Origin of the sequence: Aerosakkonema sp. BLCC-F183 (assembly GCF_041929145.1) — a bacterium.
GTDB lineage: Bacteria > Cyanobacteriota > Cyanobacteriia > Cyanobacteriales > Aerosakkonemataceae > Aerosakkonema.
On the sequence record NZ_JBHFNU010000035.1, the window covers coordinates 1 to 21,944 of the forward strand.

The window sequence follows — 21,944 nt, forward strand, 5'->3', positions numbered from 1 at the left end:
AGGTTGATAGCCTACCTTTGGATGTTCGCAGTTGGGAATGCCTCAATTGCAAAACCAAGCATGACAGAGACGTAAATGCTGCTATCAATATTCGAGATGAAGGCTTACGGATATTATCGTTGGGAACCAGCGATACTGCCCCAGGAGGCGATGTAAGACCAAAGCGGGGGCGTAAGTCATCCGTAGAGGCGGTTGCTGTTGAGTTGGGAAGCCCCGTCCCCTCGTGGGCGGGGTAGTTCACGAGCGATCGTCCAAATTTCTTAGTTGTACATCCACTGCATTCCGATAGTCATCATCTGCCATCACACTAGATGGAAGTCGATTGGCTTTCACCGCACTCTCGACAAGATCTTGGGCATCGATACTACCTGTGCGATAAGCAGAAATTAGAGCTTGGGCGCTCGGAATACCTTGCTCCTCGAAGTAACCTTGATAAGCCATGTAAACTAGATTGAAAGGTTGCAGTTCAAAGCTAGGAACCGTGGGGGTACTACTTGACGAGGCAGGGTTGTCAGTTGGTGACTCAGCTCTAACAGCAGGTGCGGCAACAGCAGACAGCAACACAACAGATAAACTACCAATAATTAAACGTTTCATGACAAAATCTCCTAAATCAATTGAAGTAGCTCGGTTAATTACTTCCTTTAATTACTAGGATGATTTATTGTGATAGAGATTACATCTAACAATTAGGATAAGACTCAAGGTAGAATAAATATTGTTTGGCGAGCGCGGTCATATCTACAATTTAAATTTTTAAGTCTTACCAATGACAGATAATTTTTAGTTGACAAGTCTTGGATTCACCGACTTTTTTTGGATGTTGTGTTGCTGATGAGGTAGGTTTTTTTAAGTTAAATCCAGTCAGGCGGGTGAGGCAAAGTACCGTAGAGTTCCCTTAATTTGGCCAGATCTTGTCCAAACCAATTATGAAGCCAGTGACGGTAGGCTGAAATTGCCTGTAGCTCGATCGCACCCTGATTGACCATCTGTATAATTAAATGTGCGGCCATCATCCCGGACATAATTGCTTTGAGAACGCCGTGAGAAGAAGCGGGGTCGAGTACAGCAGCGGCATCTCCAACTATAAAATAACCGAGATCGGCGCAAGCAGGCACAACGCGCCAGGTTACATCTGCCGCAGCCATTTTACCTTTGGGTTTGAGTCCTTGGAACTCTTCAGGAAGCCAATTTTTTGCGATTGTTTCGTTAGCAAAAGATAGTCGAGTCCATTGATAAAGTTGGGGACGCACCCGCGCCGTCCAAGTCCACCCACATTTGTCTGCAACTATTGCCGGTGCATCATCCCGCATCGGACAATCTCCCGACGCATATCCATAATAAGCAATCAGACGGGGAGAATAAGTGTGAATTGGCAATGTTAACTGTTTAGCTAGCCAGTGTCCGCTACCGGCAGCGTCGATAATAAAAGATGATCGCAAAAAACCATCAGATGTTTCCACTCCGACAATGCGATTTTCTCTCACTACAGGTTGGAAAGCGCGACAGGCTTGCCGAATTTCGACGCCTAACTCAATAGCTTGATTTTGCAAAATAGCATCAAAATGCGATCGCCATGCTTGAAAACCGCGCCACTTTCCCCTTTCATCCGCACCGAAAGGCACAAATCTCGATTCGCTTTGCCATTTAACCCAATTTCCTTCGTGTCTGAGGAAATCAGCAGAAAGAATTTGTGCTGCTACGCCTAACTGTTCCAGAAGCGGTTCTATCCCTGGATGGAGGGTTTCGCCGGGACGATCGCGCGGAAAAATTTCGCGTTCGACGATAACGACGCGCCAACCCATTTTAGCTAACAAGATAGCCGCAGCAGCACCGGACGGGCCACTACCAATAATTACGACATTCGGCTCAGATATTTTTGAGTTCCCAGTCACGATTGCCTCTTTTCATGACAATTTGAATGGGATCTACAAACAGAATGACCATTTCCTCAATTGCCACAAAAACTTTTTGACCAACAGAATTTTTGTCGCCGTGACGATATACCTGAAACCGATAAACATTACCGTGCAGGTTAGTTTTCGTTTGCGATTCGGCTTTTTTCACTTCGGGGTCATCATCAGCAACTTTCCGGAAAGAAAAAACACTCCATTTAGCTTTTTCGTTAGTGATATCCCAGAAAGCTTGAGAGGAGGTAACACCTGGTTTATAAAAATTTTCTTCCTGAATGCCCAAGGCTCGATAAACTCGCGCCATTGCCAAAACGCGGGCTTCGTATTCGCGAATGCCTACTTTGCCAGTTAGGGATAAAGAAAATTGATTTTGCAAAGCATTTTTGACATAATCAATGTTATCGAAAGCAGCGTACTCGACAAATTCTTTATTTTCGCGATTTACTAACCGAGGGCCTGTAACTCCATCCCAAGGAAGCTTGCCAATTTGACCGATTTCTTCATCGGTAAGCGGGCTAATGGTCGGCCAAATTTCGTTAGGTTCAAAAGTGCGTGCCGTATCGGGAGCAACCGCAGGCCAAAATGTACTCAGCGCTGCACATAGTTTGGCATCTTCGGGAAATGGACTGCCCAAACCGTAAGCTGCCAGGTGTTTTGTGCCGTCGGGGGTAACGTCGAAACTGACATCCCAACCGGGAGCAAAAATTCCCGCTGCGGCATCTGGAAGGTAGGAACTTCTGTTAGTTTCGGGAACTTCCAGAGGCATTTGACGAACGGGTTTGTCTAGCAAGAAAGAGACGATCGCCGTTACGGTAGTATCTTCTGTCCGGAAAGGTGCTTTTTTAATCTGAATATTCGGCGGTAGTCGTTCATCGGATAAAGTACCGGGTGTAATTCTCCAAGTACTGCGTTTGATCGAACTCGGTACTGACTGCTGCCACCAATCCATCAATTCTCGCTGATCGGTATTGGGAAAGAAATCAGGCGCAGCTACTATAGAATAAGCTGGTACGCGGCGGGGCAAAAGTACTGCTAATTGGGGACAGATAGCTTCAATCCAGCCATCGCCGGTAAAATCGATAAAATGTAAGGCATCGTAGCCACCTTGGGCGACAATTTGGGCGACGTTTTCTTTTTCGTTGAGGTCAACTTGTTGGCCGTTTGGCAAAATTTGAAAGCGTGCGTGAACATATTCAGGAGCGCGACGCGCATCTTGTTTGCCAGTAGGAATGTTGAGGCTGGAAGATAAAATTTGCTTGTAATCTTTGGGAACTTTAAATGTGAGGGGTTTACCCTTATATTCTGCTGGTTGAACTAAGTGGGGATGCACGACTGGCAATAAAACTCCAGGGCCATATTGAGGATTATTTGACCATTCTGCTATACCCTCAGTAAATATAAATGGTGGCTTGCTAATGTCTGGTTCTTGCCATCCGGTGCCTTGCGGCCCAATTGCGAGATGGATGCGTCGCAGCTTTTCGTTAATGTGATAAGATTTTAAGACTACTTGCAAGTCAAAACCGCGCAGGCATTCTTTGCCGTTAAAAAGTTTGTGCAGGGGCACCCAAAAATCGCGCAGCTTATCATCGCCTGGGTTGGGATAGTTGTCGCTATCTATACGATTTAGTTCTTGCCTGATGTTGAAACGCATCGGCCCAAATCGGTCTTTGTTGCCTTTCATTTGAACTGCTAAGTAGGCGGAGTAACGAGCTGGCAAAACTCGAAAAGCATGAGGATTTCCGTCTACAAAAGGTAGGAATCCTCGACTGCGACCGTTATATAGTGGCTCGACAGTTCCTACTCTGGCGATGCCGGTACGGGAGTAGCACATTTCGGCGTGCTTTTGCAGGACTGTTTCCGGTGCGGGGCGATATTCGGATGCAAAGACGACGATCGCTAAATTAGCACGGTTGGCACGCGCTCTAATCTCCAGCAGGGAGGGTGGATTGACGCCATAGACGTAGTTTTCGACGGTATCGATTTCCGCTAGAGTGGGAAAAGCACTTAGCTGTTTGCCATCAACACCAGAAACTACATTCGTGGAAGCGAAGGCGTGAAAGAGCAAGCTGCGGGCGGGATTGCGCGGTTCGATACCTCTTTTGCCTTCTTGGGCAAAATCTTCAAAACCGGGAATGCGTCGGTTGATACCAGGTAATTCTTTGGTGAGTTCCCGTTTGAGATCGGTGGCGGCGATATCGAGTCCGTGTTGGAGAAGCAAGTCTCGCCATCCGTGGGGAGCAAGGCGATCGCAGATTTTTTTTACTTCTTGGATAAGAGTCATTTCCGATGGGTAGATGCCCGGTGGGTCATCAGTTTTCGTACATGGGAAATAGTTTACCAAGTAGCGAACAAAAAATGCTCTTAAGACCGAGGCCAGAAAAATTTCAAAGATGAGATTTAAGATTTTAGATTCCAAATTTGAAATCTAAAATCTTAAATCTGAAATTACAAACGTATTTGCTTTAATTGACTGCGAGGATTGAAACTGCGGGAGGTGCGGATTTTTTCGTAATATTCCCGTTCGATCGCACTGAGGTCTTTCGGCGGGACGATCGCAATTTTCACCATTTGGTCGCCGCGTCCGGCTTTGGGATTTGGCCATCCTTTCCCCCGCAGGCGTAGGGATTGACCGGAACGAATGCCGGCGGGAACGTTGACTGTAACGGCACCATCGGGTGTCGGCACTTCTACTTGAGCTCCCAACACGGCTTCATCGGGAGTAATTGGCACCTCGCAGACCAAGTTTTCTCCCTCAAAATGGAAGAAGGTATGGGGCAGCAATTCCACTGTTAAGTACAAATCCCCGCGCTGCTGGGTGTAGGGATTGACTGTGCCTTTGCCTCTGAGACGAATGCGGCTACCTGTTTTGGCACCTGGGGGAATTCGCACGTCAACGACTTCCACACCTAGATCCAGGCGCTTCTGGACGCCGTGAAATGCTTCGGATAAGCTGAGGTTGAGAGTTGCCTCTCTATCCGATCCTGTTTGACCTGCCCGATCTTCAAAACCTTCATAGCCACCAAAATTGTTATATCCGCTTGGGCCTCCCGCATTGGTACGATAGTTGTAAGTCCGCCCGCCTGAACGCCCCGGCCCAGCACCAGTACCTGTGGTGCCGAATCGACCCAGCAATTCGTTGATGAATTCATCAAAACTGCCATATTGACTGAAGTCGAAGTTACCGAAATCAACGTTAGGGCTAGCACCGCCCGATGGCCATCCTTGACCGGCCTGTTTCCAATACTGGCCGAATTGATCGTATTTTTTACGTTTGTCTGGGTCTGACAATACTTCGTAGGCTTCGCTGACTTCTTTGAAGTGGGATTCAGCTTCTTTGTTGCCTGGGTTCATGTCGGGGTGATACTTGCGTGCGAGTCGGCGGTAGACTTTTTTGATTTCGTCAGCGCTAGCGGTCTTATTCAGCCCCAAAACGGCGTAATAGTCTTTGAAGTCGGTGGCGGGCATTAGGCAGTCTCCTATAAAGGTAAAGATTTTATTTATATATTTTCGCGAAGGTATTTGGAATTTGCTTTTAATGGCTATTCCGGGCAGAGCGATTTTTGCAGAAAGCTCTACCCTCAATGATGGTGAGAGCAAATACCAATTTTCTATTTAAGGGTATCAAATGTGCAAGTTCGGTTCGGTTCGGAAATTGCGATCGGACTAGAGAGCAATTTCCGTACTGGCTACGCCTGGGTAGTAGCGCAAAATCGGGTCTAGCCCATCCTCAAGAGTTGGCGGCGCTGACCGCAGTCGCTCGTGCATCCGGAATATGACATCTTCCGGTACTCTGCGCTGACGGCGGCGATTCCGTGCCAGACAAAGCCATACTGGTATATCTAGCCACAATGCGGTGATGTGAGCGAAGCCGGTGGCGCGGGCGAGGGCGATCGCTTCTCGTCGCTGTTGGCAAACTGCGTTGGTTGCATCGTAAATGGCTTCTTTGGCTTGCCCCAACTGTATTTGCTCTACAGCTTGCTGAAATTGGCGCGTCAGTTCGTCCCAAACTAAAAACCAGGGCCCCTGGATCGCTTCATCTCCAAACAGTTTAGCCCTAATGGTGTCTGTGGAAATTAACAGACGCTGTGGGCATTCTGCGACTAGCTTTTGTGCCAGAGAGGATTTGCCGCTACCAGGAAGCCCTATGAGAAAAATTAGTCTCGTCATTGAGAATTTTGGATTTTGGATTTTAGATTTTGGATTAAAAATAAATCTAAAATCTAAAATCTAAAATCTGAAATCTAAAATCTAAATGATTGTTCCATCGGGAATTGTGGCATTTTTGAGAACTACAACAATGCCGTTGCGGATGAAGAAACCCTCACTTTCCCGTGAGGCTTCTTCCACTCTGTCTTTGTTGGTAATCACAACGTTGCAGCCAATGCAAGCGTTTTTGTCGATGATGGCACGGCGAACAATTGTGTTAGCACCGATGCCCAAGGGAACTTTACCGTTATGGCAAATCGAGTTCCGTTCCATAAAGGGCTGGTAGAAGTCCGACCCCATCAGCAGGGTGTCTTCCACAATGCAGCCGGATTCGACGCGCGATCGCACACCCAAAACCGAGTGATCGATGCGACATTCTTTCAGGATACAGCCTTCGCTGATCATCGATTCTGTGACTTGACAATCCAACAGTTTTGTGGGTGGTAAGTAACGGGCGCGAGTATAAATGGGGGCACTTTCGTCGTAGAAGCTGAAAGGCGGGTGAGGCTGTCGCGTCAGCGCCAAGTTAGCTTCGTAGAACGATTCGATCGTCCCAATATCTTCCCAGTAGCCACCAAATAGGTAAGCTTGAACGTTGAGATCTTTAGCCGACGCCGGGATAATCTCTTTACCGAAGTCGGTGCGTTCTGGGGATTCTTTCAGCAGCTGAATCAGCACATCCTTTTTAAAGACGTAAATCCCCATTGAGGCGATGTAAGGCATTGCCTGAGCTTTTTCTGGCGTTAGGCCCAGAACGGTGGTATCCACTTGCATCTTTGTCAAAGCATCGCCTTTGGGTTTTTCGCTGAAGTCAACCACTCGTCCGTTTTGGTCGATTTTCATCAAGCCAAAATCGGAGGCCCGTTTCTCATCCATCGGTACGACGGAGATGGTGATATCCGCATTGGTGTCCCGGTGGCGTTGCCAGAACAAGCGATAGTCCATCCGGTAGAGGTGGTCTCCCGAAAGAATCAGATATTCATCTACATCCCATTCCTCGAACAGCCACATATACTGGCGCACCGCATCGGCAGTACCCTGAAACCAGTTTGGGTTTTCGGGGGTTTGCTGGGCGGCGAGTACCTCAACGAACCCGTCGGTAAAGCCTGTAAAGTTGTAGCCACGGGCAAGGTGACGATTGAGGGAAGCCGAATTGAATTGCGTTAGGACGTATATTTTGAAGATCTCTGAGTTAATGCAGTTACTGACGGGAATATCGATCAGGCGATACTTCCCAGCCAGGGGTACTGCGGGTTTGGCCCGCAGCTTGGTTAGCGGGTAAAGGCGGGTTCCTGCGCCACCGCCCAGGATGATAGATAGTACTCTTTTCACGAAAAACCTCTCAACTGCCAATCAACTCCCTAGTCCAGTGTCTGATTGTGCGGAGCAGTTTGCAAGAGGGGGAGGGAGGAAGTGTGAGGATCTGTCCCCAGTCGGAGGGTGGGCTGCTAGGCGGAAGTCAAAAAAGGGACTAGGGCGTCGGGATTAGGGGCTAGGGACTAGGGAAGAGGGAGAGGGGAGAAAAGAAATTTTGACTTTTGACTTTTGACTTTTGACTTTTGACTTTCCCACTCCCCCACTCCCCAAGTCAAAATGTCTTATGTTGGATTTGATAGTGGATGGGGAATTGACCCTGCTTTGGAAAAGGTGAAGCTGAGGATATTATGCTTAACTACAATCCGCTACACTGCTTGCCGTCTTCGGAAGAGTTACCCAGTTCGGACGATACGCCTGTGGATAACGAATTACAAGTTTTAATTCCCAGTTTGTTATCGGCGGTTTTAGCTTTGATTTGGCAAAACCGGGAGGATTGGTTTTTTGGGATTAATATGGGAATTTATTACGATCCTGCTAAACCTGCGATCGTACCCGATGGTTTTTTGAGTTTGGGTGTGGAACGTTTTGTCGGGGAACAGGGACGCTTGTGTTATGTGCTTTGGGATGAAGATGGCATAGTTCCTTCTTTAGCGTTGGAAGTTGTTTCTAAAACTTATAACGCTGAATACGAACAGAAAAAAATTGATTATGCGGAGATGGGAGTATTATATTACGTTGTTTATGCTCCCACGCGCCAACGTCGGCGAAGACAGCGTTTGGAAGTTCACCACTTAGTTAATGGAGAATATGTTTTACAATCTGGCGATAGGATTTGGATGCCTGAGATTGGTTTGGGAATTGGTAGGGAAAGGGGAACTTATCAAGGATTTACGCGGGAGTGGTTGTATTGGTATAACGAAAATGGAAATAGATATAAGACGCCGGAAGAAGTAGCTGTTGAGAGAGAGCAACAGTTACAGGATCTATTGGCTAGGTTACAGGAAAGGGGTATCGATCCAAATAGTATTTGAGAGTGCGATCGCACCTCTACAAGATCGATCCTCAAATAGAGACTCGATCGCTGCGGAGATTGACGAAGCGATCGAGTTATTAAGAATCGCAAGTTTTCTAGATGAGGATGCGATCGGTTTCGCAGATTGTAAAACGGGGCGGGGTCAACTGTTCTTAATCTTCACAACAGCGTCCTGAATTCCTCCCTTGTAATCTGGCAATCGCGCAATATCTGCGCCAGCAAACCAGGGCCAATTGTTTCACCTGAATGTACGGGTACAACAGTTCTACGACCGTCATCATGTACTAGAAAATGGTGACTTCCACGCACTCTTGCTACTGAAAAACCCCCTCTTTCAAGCGCTGCAATCACTTCGCTTCCCGTCAGACTTGGCAGTTTGCTCATACCTTAACTGCTACTCTCTGAACGCCAATAAATTCCAGCGACTCGCCTGTGTCTTGCTCAACTTCCAAGCAAAGTTCGATCGCTTCTTGAATGCGTTCTATCAATTCATCCAGTGATTTTGCTTGTGTATGACACCCAGGAAGACTAGGCACAGAAGCGACAAAATAACCTTCTGAATCTCGCTCGATAATTACATTAAATTCTCTGTTCATTTTCAGCAGATATTATTTTTTCATAATCATCTAATATTTTATCATCTTTGATAACAGAACAAACTATCATTTCTTGTAAATCTTAAGATTGAAACCGTCGCCGTCATTATTTTAGCAGCGATCGCTCCTCAAATAAAAGCTCGATCGCTGCGGAGATTGACGAAGCGATCCAGGTATTTATTAAAAATCACAACTTTTCTAGATGAGGATGCGATCGGTTTTGTAGATTGTCAAGCGGGATGCGATCGGTAGCACTCTGATAGTGAAATTAATTAACCTGTGTATTAGCACTTAATACACCAACTATTTTTACTCCTGAATTGAGTAAGGAATTCCTAAGCGATCGAGCATTTCCAAATCGGGAGATGCTGGTGCTTTGGGTGGTATGTAAAGCGTTGACATTGAGTTATCTAAAATTTCAGGAACCTTTGCCAAAGGTACGTGCTGAATAACCGGAGTGCAGACAGGATATTGTGCAGCTTCGTAAATTATTATTTCGTGGTCTGGATCGTAGTATTGCTGCAAATATTCAATCAAAATAGGGAGACACCTAGAAGCACGAATTTCCGGATTAAAAGACAACTCTCCGACAATACCAAATTGCCACAGAATCAATGAGCTAGATGTGTCGAATTTGCGCTTGTAAACCAGGAAATCAGTGGCTTCAAAACTTTGACATCCACTGGTAGCAGGATCGATACCCAGGTCAGCAAACAAACAATCTTCGGCGGAAATAGCAGGTAACATCCTGGCACAAAATCCTTCCAAACGCGCACGTTTAATTGCTTCATGGGATGGGTAAACAAAAACTCCTGGATGACCGTAGAAGACAACACATACTTTTAAGCCCTCTCGAACACAACTAAGAATTCGCTCTACCATCTCTAGATAAGTAGTTAGCCGATTTTTGCCCGGTTGATAAAAGACGGAAAGGGACTCAGATGTTGAATTAATTTTTTTAAGCCAAGCAATTGTTGGTAGGTCAGCAACAACGAACAAAAGCTTTTCGGCTTGTTCGATATAAGCACGCGCTTCTGGTGTTATTTGGCTAATCAGCCGAATACCAGTTCCGACTATAGTTAATGAACCAGAACTCATAATTTTATCCTTGGCAGAAACCTTGTCAAAATGTCTAGAGTTAAGTTTTAGGTATGAACTAGCCTAGAGATAATCGCTGTGCGATCGCAGGCAAAATTTTATTATATCTCTGGTGGGCGTGTGAGCCAAAGCTGGAGAGGAGGAATTGTTATAAAAGCTTCTGCCAAAAGCTCAGGAGATTGGTAAAGTTCTTCAGCAATAGCCGTACCGATCGTTGAGGAATTTCCACTCTTGATGATGGCTTTTTCCGCTGGGGTCAAGTTTGTTGCATCAAGTAGATTATCCGGATTTTCCAGCCAAACAGCTAGTTTCTTTGGATCTTCACCTATTGATAACAAAAATTCAGTTAATCGGGCTTCCACAATTGCCTCCTTTCACAATAGATAACTTAGTAAATTGACTTGCCAGATATTAGAAACTAGACTAACCCTAATAATTGGGCGATCGCAGGTAGTAGTTGATTACAAGCTTCTACCAATTTAGCGGCACTGGGTAAACCAGTAATTGTCCCTTTCAAAATTTTCATTGCTGTTTTTGCCGACTTTTGCATTGCCCCTTCTTTGGAATTTTTTCCAGCTTCTGCTAAAGCTTTTACCTGCTCTAATGCTTCAGCTTTATCTTCATCGTTCAATTCAGTATCAGCTTCAATTACTGTTTGCAATTGCTTGAGTAAATCTGCTAATTTCGGGGCTTCTGGAGCATCCGAATCTTGTAATTGACCAATAGTATTGGTGACAGTACCGCTAATCTCTCCTACTGCTGCTCCGGTCATATTTTGACCGACAGCCGCTAAATTACTTATACTGCCACCTTGGACACCACTGATATTTATGCTACCTTGATTTTCCGGCATAGTATCTCCTTGATTTTGATATTTTTCGACATAAAAACTAGGCCGCTGGAGTGCGGTAGTTACCATGTTTTGTAAACTACTAATATGAGCGTCTTTTGCTGCTAGCAGTAGTTCTAGGTGATTTTCCGGTAAAAATTTAAACTGATTGTAATCCTTAAAATATTCTTCAGCCAGGTAGGATCGATCTACATATTCGGCTGTTTTAGCTTTTAGTAAGAATTTATCTTTTCCTCGTTTTTCCATTGCTACAATTTCTATATCTGCTTCAGGATGGTTTTCGGCTAACCGTTTGAAAGCAATAGCAATTGCACGAGGATCTACACCTTGATTGTGATACAAATCTAGCGTTTTGACAATAGGCGCAATGAAATCAGCAAAGTCGCCGTCTTCAAATATCTCCTGTTTGTTGTCTGGTTTTCGACAGGGATCGGGGTCATCTTTTGTTGGTAAACGCATATATACATAATTACACTTTACTCGCTCTAGTGTAGTTTCAGCAGTGATGCCCCAGTCTTCGATGTATGCACCAGTCAAACAAGCGCCAGTAAAGTTTGTTCTGTCTAGTTGTGTTTGTACTAGCTTTGCTCTAGATAAATTAGCTTGTTGCAAATTAGATTCACTGAGGTCTGCCCCAATAAAACTGGCATCAGCTAGGTTTGCTCCCTGCAAATTAACTCCTCGCAGGTTTAAGCGATCGAAGTTTTTGTTTTGTCCCGCTCCTGTTACCACTAATAGCTGCAACTTTACCTGTTTAAGATAAGTAGTTCCAGCACGAGCAAACGAAAGCTTTTTTGCCTGAAGCCAGCAGGTGCGTGTGAGGGTAGCTCCTCTCAAATCTGTACTTTTAAGTGTGGATTTTGTAAAATTAGTATCTGTCAAATCAGCATTGCGAAAACTGGTTCCTCCTATAGCAGCAAAAGCAACGGCAATACTCCGAGTTACAGGAAACTTTTCATCTCCAGCTAAGGCTCGCCAAGCAACATAACTACTTACTAATCCTACAAACAATACCATACTGAAAGTTCCAACCACAGCTAATAGCACACTTACTTCAAGAGTAGAATAATCAGCAATTATACTTACAGTTAAAGCAACAATAATAGAAGCAACAACATCCCCAGTCCCAGCTAAATTTCCAGCTATATTTATAGCACCAGCTACAGTAACAGTTTGAATACAAATCACCGCAACAACTATAGCTAAAAGAACAGTTGCAGTTGTAGCTACAGCATATTTTCCAATTTCAGGAAAAGTCAAAGACCAAATGAAACTTGAAGTTATAGTTAAAGCTACAGCTACAGCCACAAACCCTAAAGCAGCTTCTAATCCTTTCCAAACAGTTACAATAAAGAATATTAAAAATAATATTAAGAAAATCACACCGCTTAATCGGTAATAAATAGTTTTATTAAATAGAAAAGATACTAGCCAAACACCATTAAATGCCAGAATTAATCCTGACAGCGCCGATAAAAGTAACGAGCCTATTAATAGGCAAGTTGCCCAGCGTCTTTGCAGTCCTGCTGTAGCATGGCTGAAGTTAGCACCGACAAGAATAGCATTGGAAAAGTCTGCACTGCGGATGTCTGCATAGCTGAAGTCTGCTCCTGTAAGGTCTTGACCTTTGAAAGACTGACCTCGGAGATTTTGGCCGGAAAAGTCTTTACCCATACTGAGTAATAGAGGGCTGTAACCACTTCTATACAGGCTTAACAAGAAAATCAGCGAATGTCAGCGTTAGTTAGATTAATTTTCATTAAGCTGAGCTTGCCTCTAACACTTGCTTGGCTTAGATAAGTTTTACAGTCCTAATGCGGCACAGGTTTGCGGGCCAACACGACCTTCTACATCCAAACCTTTATCTTTTTGAAATTGCCTGACTGTTTTTTCGGTATCAATGCCATAAATGCTATAAATGCCGTCTTCATCTACGAAATTTCAGTTGTATTTTCCCTCACTAAGTAGGGAGGAGCCACAAATGTAATGGCAAAAGAAGCGCCATTATGGGAATCAATTTCAAGTTCTCCGCCCAATTGCTCGGTAAGATTAATAACTAATTGCAATCCTAGTGATTGAATTTGTTCGATATCAAAATCTGGTGGTAATCCCACACCATCGTCACTGACTCTTAAATAAAGAGTATTGTTATCGCGATGCAAAAATGTCATACATAATTGTCCTTTATTTCTACCAGAAAATCCGTACTTTAGCGAGTTAGAAACTAGCTCGTTAATGATTAATCCGCAAGGTATTGCTGTATCGACATCTAGCTTTATACTATCTATTTCAATTTTTAAATCAATAGAATTCAAGGAAACTTTGTAAGAACGGAATAAATTTTCGACTAAATTGCTAATGTAATCAGCAGCATCGACTCTTGCTAAATCTTCAGCTTGATACAACTTCTCGTGGATGAGTGCCATAGACCTAACACGGTAGAAGCTTTCTGTAAATAAAGCTAAAACACTTTCATCTTTGATGTAAGTAGATTGAAGTTTGAGCAAGCTGGAAATTATTTGCAAATTGTTCTTAACTCGGTGATGAATTTCTTTGAGTAAAATTTCTTTCTCTTTGAGAGATGTTCTTAGTTGTTGTTCTGCCAATTTGCGCTCAGTGATATCCATGACAACCCCTGTCATTCTCTCAGGTAAATCGGCTCGATCGCGAATAATGTTACCGATACAAGCGATCCAACGTAGGGTATCATCCGGTCGGATGATGCGCGTTTCTGAGTTGAGTGGTTTTCGATCTCGGATGGCAAGTTGGATTGTTTCTGCCAAGGCAGGACGGTCTTCTGGATGAATGCAGTTAATAAAGGCTTCTTGAGTTCCAGGAAAAGAACCAGGTGCAAGACCAAAAATAGCTTCAGTCCTTTCAGACCACATAACTTGATTGGTTTGAATGTTCCAGTCCCAAGTCCCCATTAAGGCGGCTTCTAGGGCAATTCCTAGCCGCAACTCGCTATTGCGGAGTGCGGCTTCGGCTTGTTTGCGATCGCTAATATCAATAAACAAACTATCCCAAAGAATATCACCATTAGGTTGTTTTTCTGGACGACCGATGCCCTGAATCCACTTGAGGCGACCCGATGGTGTAATAATCCGTCCTTCCCATTGCCAAGGTTGTAAATTTTGAGCAGAAACTTTGATTGAATGGAATAAAGATAGCCGATCGTCAATATGAATTATCTCCAAGCTTTTCTGGGCATCTGCTTGCATTACTTCTGGTTCGGTTTCCCAAATTTCGCGGCATCTGGGACTGATATAAGGAAATGCTTGAAAACCATTAGGGCTGAGAAGATATTGACACAGCATTCCCGGTACGTTTGCTGCCATTTTTTGGAATCTAGCTTCACTTTGTTTGAGTGCTTCTTCCGCTCGTTTGCGCTCAGTGATATCCATAGAAATACCACATACAGCATAAGTCACATCATTGCTATATTTTAATGGAAATTTAATAGAAATATAGGTATGTAATCCATCTGTTTGAGGAACAACTTCCTCAAATTTTTGGGCAGTTTTTTCTTTAATTATCTGTTGATTGGTGGCAACAAAGCGCTCAGCAATTTCAAGTGGCCAATAATCATATATAGTTTTTCCAATAATTTTCTCATTATTATGGTTGAACAGTTTTTCATACTGACGGTTAACCAGTATGTATCTATTTTGTAGATCGTTTACATAAATGACGGCTGGGGAATTATCCAAAATTGCTTGGAGTTTGGCTTGACTATCTTGTAGCTCTATTTCTGTACGGCAATGGTGAAGGATTTCATCAGCAAGCTTTTCGACTATTTGTTGTAATTCGTGGGTGCGATATTGCACTTTAATCTCTAATTCTTCATTCAGTTTTTGCAGTCTGGTTTCAGCTTGTTTTTGCTGGGTAATATCGACGCAAGAGCCTATATAACCGAGAAGTTCACCTTCGGGAGTAAGGCGGGGAACACCTTTATCTAAAATCCAACGATACTCTCCATCTGCACGCCGCAGGCGATACTGCAATGAAAAGCTTTTCCTGGCTTGAATTGCGGCGGTGCGGATATTGAGATAGCGATCGAGGTCTTCTGGCAGTATATTTTCTGTCCAATTTCCCTGAAGTTCTCGCTCTAGGGATCGCCCAGTGAATTTCTGCCAAGTCTGGTTAAAAAACGTACACTCTCCTTGAGCATCAGCTAGCCAAATCAGCACTGGGGCGCTATCTGCCATGAGGCGGAACAGTTTTTCGCTTTCTCGGAGAGCGATTTCTGCTTGTATTCGTGCTGTCAGTTTTTCCTGTACCTGTTGATAAAGTTGAGCTTGTTGGATTGCGATCGCTACTTGGTCTGCTACTTGTTTGAGCAGTTCGATTTCTGCTGGCGACCACTGTCGGGGATGGGCGCAATGGTGTGCGATCAGTAAGCCCCAAAGATAATTGTTCTGTAGGATGGGAACGACCAAGTTAGCTCGGACATCAAATTGTCTTAAAAAATGGGCATGGCACCATTGAATGCTGCCATCATCAATATCTGCGATCGCTCGAACTCGTCCCTGACGATATTGATCGATGTATAGGTGAAAACAGGAATCAAAAATGTTATGTCCTAGAATAGGTTGCCAATTTGGATCTACAGATTCTTGCACTACAAGACCAGAAGCATCCTCTTCTAGTTGAAAAATAATTACCCGGTCTGTTTGCAGGAAATGCCTTACTTCAGCGACAGCCGTTGTGAGAATATCATCTAGGTTAAGAGATTGCCGAATGCGTTCAGTTACTAACCGAATTAGACGTTCTCGCTCTGCTTGTTGCCGCAAGTTAGTTTCGGCAGTTTTGCGAGCGGTAATATCTTCTACAATACCTGTGATGCGGTAAACTTCACCAGCGCTATTTTTGAGGGGGAAAGTCTGAATTTCCAACCAGCCAATTTCTCCATTTTGTCGAATAATTCGATATTCGCAGCAATAAGGTAGACCGCATATATGGGACTCAAACGCAGCGGTCACGCACTCCCGATCTTCTGGATGCACTGCATCTAAAAAAGCGTGGGGATTGTTGTAGATAATTTCCGCACTAAAACCCCATATGTCTTGCAGGGCGTGGCTAACATAAAGTATTTTGTTTTGGATGGCGTCTTTGACAAAGAAGCCTTGCTGAATATTTTCTGCTAACTGTTGGAATAATTCGTTACTTTCCCTGAGTGCTGCTTCGGCTTTTTGACGTTCTTGTAATTCCGTTTGTGCTTGTTGATAAAGTTCGGCTTGATGGATAGCGATCGCGCAATGATCTGCGATCGCTTTGACAAATTCAATTTCCTCTGGTGTCCATTCCCGTTCTCCTCGACATTCTTTTAAACTAATTGCGCCCATGAAGCGTTGCTGATAAATCAGTGGTGCAATTATCAGAGCGCAGATATTGCAGTGTTCTACAGATGAGAGAATTTCTGGTGGTTCGCTTGCCTTAATCCGAGGCAAAACCAAAGGTTCGCCATTCGCCAAGTGGGAGCGGTAATAATGATAGAAATCGCAGCCACAGCCGATTAAACTGTTACCTGCTGACGTAGACTCAGAAACATAACGAATGCCCAAATCATTATCTACATCGGTTCTAAAAATCAGGCAACGGCTAACATTGAGTGCAGAATGCAATTCATTGACGGCAATTTGCAAAAGCTCATCCAAAACTAGCGTTCCCCGCATCGCTTGGATGATTTGATTGAGCAAAGCAGCTTGTTTAGCTTGTCTCAACCCAGCAGCGAGTGATTCTTGAAGTTGAGCGGCGCTATGTTGCACCTGCTGTTCCAGTTCGGCATTGCGCTGGCGCAGAAGTTCCGTTTCTTTGATTTTAAAGTTGTAAACCGATTTCCGGGTGCGTTTGAGTCGTTTATACATTGGCAATGACTCGATCGAACATAACGATTCGATTTGTGGATTTTAGATTTTAGATTTATTTTTAATCCAAAATCCAAAATCCAAAATCCAAAATTAGCTGTGTAGATCAAACAGGACGCTGTTCTACCAAAACTTGATAAGCATAGTTAAAATCATCAGTGCAAATCCGAATCGCACTTGGGTCTGCCATCCCTTCACGGCGGTAGCGACGCACTGCTTCTAAAGCAGCTTGATTGCACAGTAGGGCCAAATCTGCCCCATTCCAACCTTCGGTTGCATCAGCCCAGAAAGCCAAATCCACATCTTGTAACGGACGGTCTTGATTGTGTACTTGCAAAATCGCTAATCGACTTTCCCGTTCTGGTAGATCGACTTTTAATTGTAAATCCAACCTTCCCGCCCGCATTAAAGCTGGGTCTAAAGTATCGGGACGATTTGTCGCACCGATGACTAAGATAGTTGCCCCAACTTGCAAACCATCCAACTCTGTGAGTAATTGTCCCACGATGCGATCGCTCACACCAGAATCACCACTGTAACGACCCCGCGCAGGCGCTAAAGTATCGATTTCATCGATAAACACTACGCAAGGCGCAGCTTGTCTGGCTTTGGCGAATAATTCCCTGACTGCTTGTTCGCTAGCACCGACCCACTTACTCATCAATTCTGGCCCATTGACACAGATAAAATTGGCGCGTGCTTGGGACGCAACTGCTTTTGCCAATAAAGTTTTGCCAGTACCCGGAGGTCCCCACAGTAAAATTCCTTTCGGTGCTTGTGCTTTGGTTTGGGAGTAAAGTTCTGGATGCAGCAGCGCCCCTTCAACTGATTCCTGCAAAGTTTGTTTGATGTTCTCCAGTCCGCCAATTTCATCCCATACAACATTGGGAGACTCTACTTCCACCGAACGCAGCACAGCAGGTTTCACTTCTTTAAGTGCTTGTAAAAAGTCGGACTGGTTGACCGTCATCGTCTCTGGAATAATGGATTCCAGAGAAGGAACCTGACGGCGCAAAGCACTATAAGCTGCTTTTTGACAGACGGCTTTCAAGTCAGATCCCACAAATCCTACCGCACTGTCGGCGATCGCATCCAAAGATACCGAATCATCTAAAGGCATGGAACGAGTGAGAATTTGTAATATCTCCTTTCGTCCGTTTCGGTCGGGAACGCGAAATTGTACTTCTCGATCGAATCTTCCCGGACGACGCAACGCCGGGTCAAGATGATCCGGGCGATTAGTCGCCGCCAAAACGATCACACCTTTAGTTTGGGCGAACCCATCCATTAAACTTAAAAGTTGGGCGACCAGTCGTTTTTCCACTTCCCCTTCCACCTTACTGCGGTCTGGGGCGAGACTGTCGATTTCATCAATAAATACAATACAGGGAGCATTTTTCGCCGCTTTGTCAAAAATTCCCCGCAATCTTTGTTCCGCTTCTCCGTAGTATTTACTAATTACTTCTGGTCCAACTAAGGCAATGTAATTAACCCCTAACTCTTCCGCCAATGCGCGGGCAGTCAGGGTTTTGCCAGTACCGGGAGGGCCAACCAAAAGCACGCCCCGTGTTGGTTCCAGTCCGAGTTTAGCTAACAAGTCGGGTCGTTTCAAAGGAATAGCGATCAACTCTTTGAGTTCTTTAAGAACTTCACCCAACCCACCGATATCTTTGAGAGAAGCATCATCCGGCGGTGTTACTTCCTCTGACCCCCCACCCCCACCATCACCAGAACCAGAACTCGGTGGTGGCGGTTGCGTGCGAATGCGACTCGTACCGATATCGTTACCCGAATTACTGGGACGCGGAATACCTCCACTACGGGGAATACCTCCACTACGGGGAATATTACTCAAGGAACGAGTATTGAACTGCATTTCCGCCTGGATTTCTCCCTTGTCAATTTTTTCTTCTAAGGATTTGGCTAATTCTACCAACTGTTCAAACCCTCTGAATAAATCGCTCATACAATTCCTCCTGAATTTACTGCACTAACTTGACTGACCTAAAATAGGAGATTTGCCGCCCCTTTAATTCGCTCTATCGGTTCCACAGATCGAGGTAAACTTGGTAAGCAAACAATAGTTTGTTCGGCAAACAATCCCGGCTCGATTTTTACATCTGGGCTATAGCGGTTATGCACTACATAGCGCTGGGAAACTCCCATTTTTTTTAAAGAAGCTGTTAATCGCACTTGTTCGGCAATAATTGCTGCTTGCGCTTGCACAACCCCAATAAACTCTGTGTGTCGGGGGTCTTTTAATTTCTTCTGCGCTTGCATAACTTGCTGCCTTAAATTCCGCAACCGCCCCATTAAATCTACCCGACCCAACACATTTTGATATTTCATCCACAATTTGAATATCCAAGCTAACCAATCTCCCAAGGCAGTTGGCATTTCCAAAAAGCGCAGCAGATGACCTGTAGGGGCGGTATCTAAAATTATTAAATCTTGCTGCTTTTGGTCTAACAAATCCATTACTGTTACTAATGATAACATTTCATCGATACCGGGTAAAGCTTGCGCTACAATTTGTCGCCAAGCTTCTGGACTGTAAGCTATTTTGACTGCCCCTGTCTGAGATCCTTCGCCGCTAATCATTTCGGCCAATTCCCACAAATAATCATTGCGGAATTGTTCTAAAACGATATCGGCATTTACTTCTTGACCGCTTAAATTAGGAGTTAATTGAGTGGGTTCGTGGCTTAATTTTTCTCCAAAGGCATCTCCCAAGGAATGAGCGGGATCTATGGATATCATGCGGATATTTCGATCGGGATAGCGATTGGCTAGCCCCCACCCAATCGCGGCTGCTACGGTGGTTTTTCCCACGCCACCTTTTCCGCCAATGAGGATAAGTTGGCGTTCTTCTGCGATAAAATCATTGAAACTGGGCAGAACTTTTTTTGGCCATTCTATCGGTGGTGGTGGCGCTAAGGTGACGCGATCGATTTTTTCAATTTGGTTGATAATATTATCTAAAGCTTTACTTCCTAGAGGTTCTATCGCTTGTTGCGGTACAACAAATATAGGATGATTTCCTGGTAGTTTAAGGAATTTATCCAGCAAAATTTGTTGTTCGCTGTAGCGATCTAAGTCTAAATTTGATTTGGGCAAAATTCGGTTGATTAACAATCCGCCACAAGGTATTTCTAAGGTTTGCAAGCTGTCGATAAATCTTGCGGTTTCTAGCAGGCTCATCGGTTCGGCGATCGCTACTACCAAACAAGTAGTAAAATTCCCGTCTTGCAGCAATTTTTTCCCTTCTGTTAATTCAGATTTCATCTGAACTAAAAAATTATCGACTTCATCTGCATTATAGCTGCCTCTAAAACTTTGGGTAATTACCCGATGTTTTTCTTGAAATAATTCTAGGGAATTTAAAATCACATCTAAAAAATCTTTAATTCCCAACAAGTTTAAAGTGTGGCCGGAAGGAGCCATATCGACCACTACTCTGTCAACTACTTTTTCTGTAAGCAATCTTTGAATTTCTAACAAACCCATTAGTTCGTCTAAACCCGGCCAATTTAAATCCCAAACAGGGGTTAAATCCTCTCCTTCAACAAAACTTCCCCGCTCGACTAAAAGTTCTAAAAACTTCCCGTATTTTGCCTTAAATTCTAACAGTAATTTTCCGGCATCTAAAGCCCTGACACTCAAGTTTGGTAAATCGTTTAAGGGTAACGCTTTATCTTCTACCTTTACTTGCAATACGTCTCCCAGAGAATGGGCAGGGTCGGTGGATATCAATAATATTTGTTCCTGGGGAAATAGTTTAGCCCAACGACGCGCAAACCCGCAAGAAAGAGTAGTTTTTCCGACTCCTCCTTTGCCGCTAAACATTGCCAAGCGCAATGAGTCGTATTCGATTATTTCGTTGTTTGAAATGCTATGGTCGATCATAAATTAATGGATTAGATAAAGTGATAAGGAGGCCCAGCTTCTCCTAGTTGTAATTGCCAACGGGGACAAGCTCTCTGCCAAGTGCAAAAGTGTGCTTCAAGTAATAGTTCGTCTTGGCGACTGACTAAAAGATAAATCCGCGATTCTTCACTTGGAGATGGAACGATAATTGCCGATGTATATATCTCGGTAATTAAATGAACTGCATTTTGCCATTCCGCATTTTGGAGAATGTGAAAATCTTGCTGTGTTTGGTAGCGCTGTTTCTTGGCCAAAAAATACTGTCTACCCCCGACTTCAGAAGGGATGGTTGGTTCCTCTAATTTTCGGGGAGTAAATTTTAAAGTGTATTCACCTTTACCGTTGAGTTGGCGTAGCTTTTCTAGGTATTCATTAGCATAAGATTCTAGATGTGTGAGCAAATTTTCTTTGCATAGAAAAGATGTGCCGAACCGCAAGGGTAAAAGCGCCGTTTGGCAAAATACCTCCCAGATAACTCGGTCGTGGCGTAAAACTGCTTGAATTAATAGCGTTTCGTCTTTGCGGAGTGATTCCAAAGATACTTCTGGTTCGACTAAAGCCGAGATTCTACCGCTACTAATCAATCCGACTCGATCGGCTATGCCGATGGGTAAAGTTAGAGTTTTGGTAGGTGTTTTCAAAAAAGCGTAACTATAGAGATTATACAATTCCATAAGCGGCGATCGAAGTAAATATTTCTGAAGAATTATAAACGGCTTCTTAAAGTTTTAGCAAAATCTTGCCCGGATTTTAAGCAAGGCTATTGGCAGTTGATAATTCTCAGCTTATAATATTATAAACCACCTAAATTCACTTATGCAAAACATTCGTCCTCGTAGTATTATCCGGCCAAAAATTAGCAGTATGCCTCGCAATAAATCTGAGGCATCAAAACAGTTGGAACTTTATAAGCTGGTAACTGAACAGCAGCGCATTCAGCAGGAAATGGTATTTATGGAACAGCGGATGCAACAGCTAAAACAACGGCTGACTGTTCTAGATAACCAGATTTTTAGTACCAAACAAACGATTGAAGAATTACATCCAGTAGTTCCCAGCAATCCTAAAGTTAGGGCTTGTCCGCCAATCGTTACTGAGTTCAGTAATTTTCAAAATTTCTACCTAGAATATTAATAT

The 21,944-nt window shown here is 44.1% G+C and carries 19 protein-coding genes; 3 read left to right on the forward strand and 16 right to left on the reverse strand.

The genetic code is table 11. The annotated features are described in order from the left end of the window. The coding region (locus ACE1CD_RS08890; protein WP_374823321.1) for a zinc ribbon domain-containing protein at window positions 1-236 on the forward strand (236 nt) is incomplete at its 5' end. Between the two features lies 1 nt (window position 237). Here the strand turns inward: ACE1CD_RS08890 and ACE1CD_RS08895 are convergent. The 6 genes from ACE1CD_RS08895 to ACE1CD_RS08920 form a co-directional block, all read right to left on the reverse strand. After that, window positions 238-597: a hypothetical protein gene (locus ACE1CD_RS08895; protein WP_374794063.1), complete on the reverse strand. Its 360-nt coding sequence runs from the start codon at window positions 595-597 to the stop codon at window positions 238-240. A gap of 257 nt (window positions 598-854) precedes the next feature. Continuing rightward, complete coding sequence (locus ACE1CD_RS08900; RefSeq protein ID WP_374794064.1) at window positions 855-1,895, reverse strand: NAD(P)/FAD-dependent oxidoreductase; 1,041 nt, start codon at window positions 1,893-1,895, stop codon at window positions 855-857. Continuing rightward, the gene (locus ACE1CD_RS08905; RefSeq protein ID WP_374823324.1) at window positions 1,870-4,194 is read right to left on the reverse strand and encodes a hypothetical protein; all 2,325 of its coding nucleotides are present in this window, start codon (window positions 4,192-4,194) and stop codon (window positions 1,870-1,872) included. The genes ACE1CD_RS08900 and ACE1CD_RS08905 overlap by 26 nt, the downstream gene beginning before the upstream one ends. Window positions 4,195-4,358: 164 nt before the next feature. After that, a complete protein-coding gene (locus ACE1CD_RS08910) occupies window positions 4,359-5,378 on the reverse strand; it encodes a DnaJ C-terminal domain-containing protein (protein ID WP_374794066.1) in 1,020 nt (339 codons plus the stop codon). 198 nt (window positions 5,379-5,576) lie between these two features. Next, window positions 5,577-6,080 (reverse strand): AAA family ATPase, encoded by a 504-nt coding sequence (locus ACE1CD_RS08915; protein WP_374823327.1) that lies wholly within the window; start codon window positions 6,078-6,080, stop codon window positions 5,577-5,579. 81 nt (window positions 6,081-6,161) lie between these two features. Beyond that, the gene (locus tag ACE1CD_RS08920; RefSeq protein ID WP_374794068.1) at window positions 6,162-7,451 is read right to left on the reverse strand and encodes a glucose-1-phosphate adenylyltransferase; all 1,290 of its coding nucleotides are present in this window, start codon (window positions 7,449-7,451) and stop codon (window positions 6,162-6,164) included. A 332-nt stretch (window positions 7,452-7,783) separates the two neighbouring features. On the opposite strand from ACE1CD_RS08920, the gene ACE1CD_RS08925 reads away from it, so the two are divergent. Further along, window positions 7,784-8,467 carry a Uma2 family endonuclease gene (locus ACE1CD_RS08925; RefSeq protein ID WP_374823330.1) on the forward strand — a complete coding sequence of 228 codons (684 nt, stop codon included), beginning with the start codon at window positions 7,784-7,786 and terminating at the stop codon, window positions 8,465-8,467. A 161-nt stretch (window positions 8,468-8,628) separates the two neighbouring features. On the opposite strand, the gene ACE1CD_RS08930 is transcribed toward ACE1CD_RS08925, so the two are convergent. The 10 genes from ACE1CD_RS08930 to ACE1CD_RS08975 form a co-directional block, all read right to left on the reverse strand. Then, complete coding sequence (locus ACE1CD_RS08930) at window positions 8,629-8,853, reverse strand: type II toxin-antitoxin system HicA family toxin (RefSeq protein WP_374794070.1); 225 nt, start codon at window positions 8,851-8,853, stop codon at window positions 8,629-8,631. Beyond that, window positions 8,850-9,065, reverse strand: coding sequence for a type II toxin-antitoxin system HicB family antitoxin (locus tag ACE1CD_RS08935; RefSeq protein ID WP_374794071.1), 216 nt, complete (start codon window positions 9,063-9,065; stop codon window positions 8,850-8,852). The genes ACE1CD_RS08930 and ACE1CD_RS08935 overlap by 4 nt, the downstream gene beginning before the upstream one ends. A gap of 309 nt (window positions 9,066-9,374) precedes the next feature. Beyond that, the gene (locus ACE1CD_RS08940; protein WP_374823333.1) at window positions 9,375-10,163 is read right to left on the reverse strand and encodes an SAM-dependent methyltransferase; all 789 of its coding nucleotides are present in this window, start codon (window positions 10,161-10,163) and stop codon (window positions 9,375-9,377) included. Between the two features lie 101 nt (window positions 10,164-10,264). Further along, complete coding sequence (locus ACE1CD_RS08945) at window positions 10,265-10,525, reverse strand: hypothetical protein (RefSeq protein ID WP_374823336.1); 261 nt, start codon at window positions 10,523-10,525, stop codon at window positions 10,265-10,267. A gap of 56 nt (window positions 10,526-10,581) precedes the next feature. Then, on the reverse strand, window positions 10,582-12,687 hold the full coding sequence (locus ACE1CD_RS08950; RefSeq protein ID WP_374794074.1) for a pentapeptide repeat-containing protein: 2,106 nt from the start codon (window positions 12,685-12,687) through the stop codon (window positions 10,582-10,584). Window positions 12,688-12,816: 129 nt separating this feature from the next. Beyond that, window positions 12,817-12,933: a peptidoglycan-binding protein gene (locus tag ACE1CD_RS08955; RefSeq protein ID WP_374794098.1), complete on the reverse strand. Its 117-nt coding sequence runs from the start codon at window positions 12,931-12,933 to the stop codon at window positions 12,817-12,819. An 11-nt stretch (window positions 12,934-12,944) separates the two neighbouring features. Continuing rightward, a complete protein-coding gene (locus ACE1CD_RS08960; protein ID WP_374823339.1) occupies window positions 12,945-16,880 on the reverse strand; it encodes a PAS domain S-box protein in 3,936 nt (1,311 codons plus the stop codon). Between the two features lie 106 nt (window positions 16,881-16,986). Next, window positions 16,987-18,846: an AAA family ATPase gene (locus ACE1CD_RS08965; protein ID WP_374823342.1), complete on the reverse strand. Its 1,860-nt coding sequence runs from the start codon at window positions 18,844-18,846 to the stop codon at window positions 16,987-16,989. 38 nt (window positions 18,847-18,884) lie between these two features. After that, window positions 18,885-20,786, reverse strand: coding sequence for an ArsA family ATPase (locus ACE1CD_RS08970; protein WP_374794077.1), 1,902 nt, complete (start codon window positions 20,784-20,786; stop codon window positions 18,885-18,887). 11 nt (window positions 20,787-20,797) lie between these two features. After that, window positions 20,798-21,481: a GvpL/GvpF family gas vesicle protein gene (locus ACE1CD_RS08975; protein ID WP_374794078.1), complete on the reverse strand. Its 684-nt coding sequence runs from the start codon at window positions 21,479-21,481 to the stop codon at window positions 20,798-20,800. A gap of 142 nt (window positions 21,482-21,623) precedes the next feature. Between ACE1CD_RS08975 and ACE1CD_RS08980 the strand changes: the two genes are divergently transcribed. Next, the gene (locus tag ACE1CD_RS08980; RefSeq protein WP_374794079.1) at window positions 21,624-21,941 is read left to right on the forward strand and encodes a hypothetical protein; all 318 of its coding nucleotides are present in this window, start codon (window positions 21,624-21,626) and stop codon (window positions 21,939-21,941) included. Window positions 21,942-21,944: the final 3 nt, after the last annotated feature.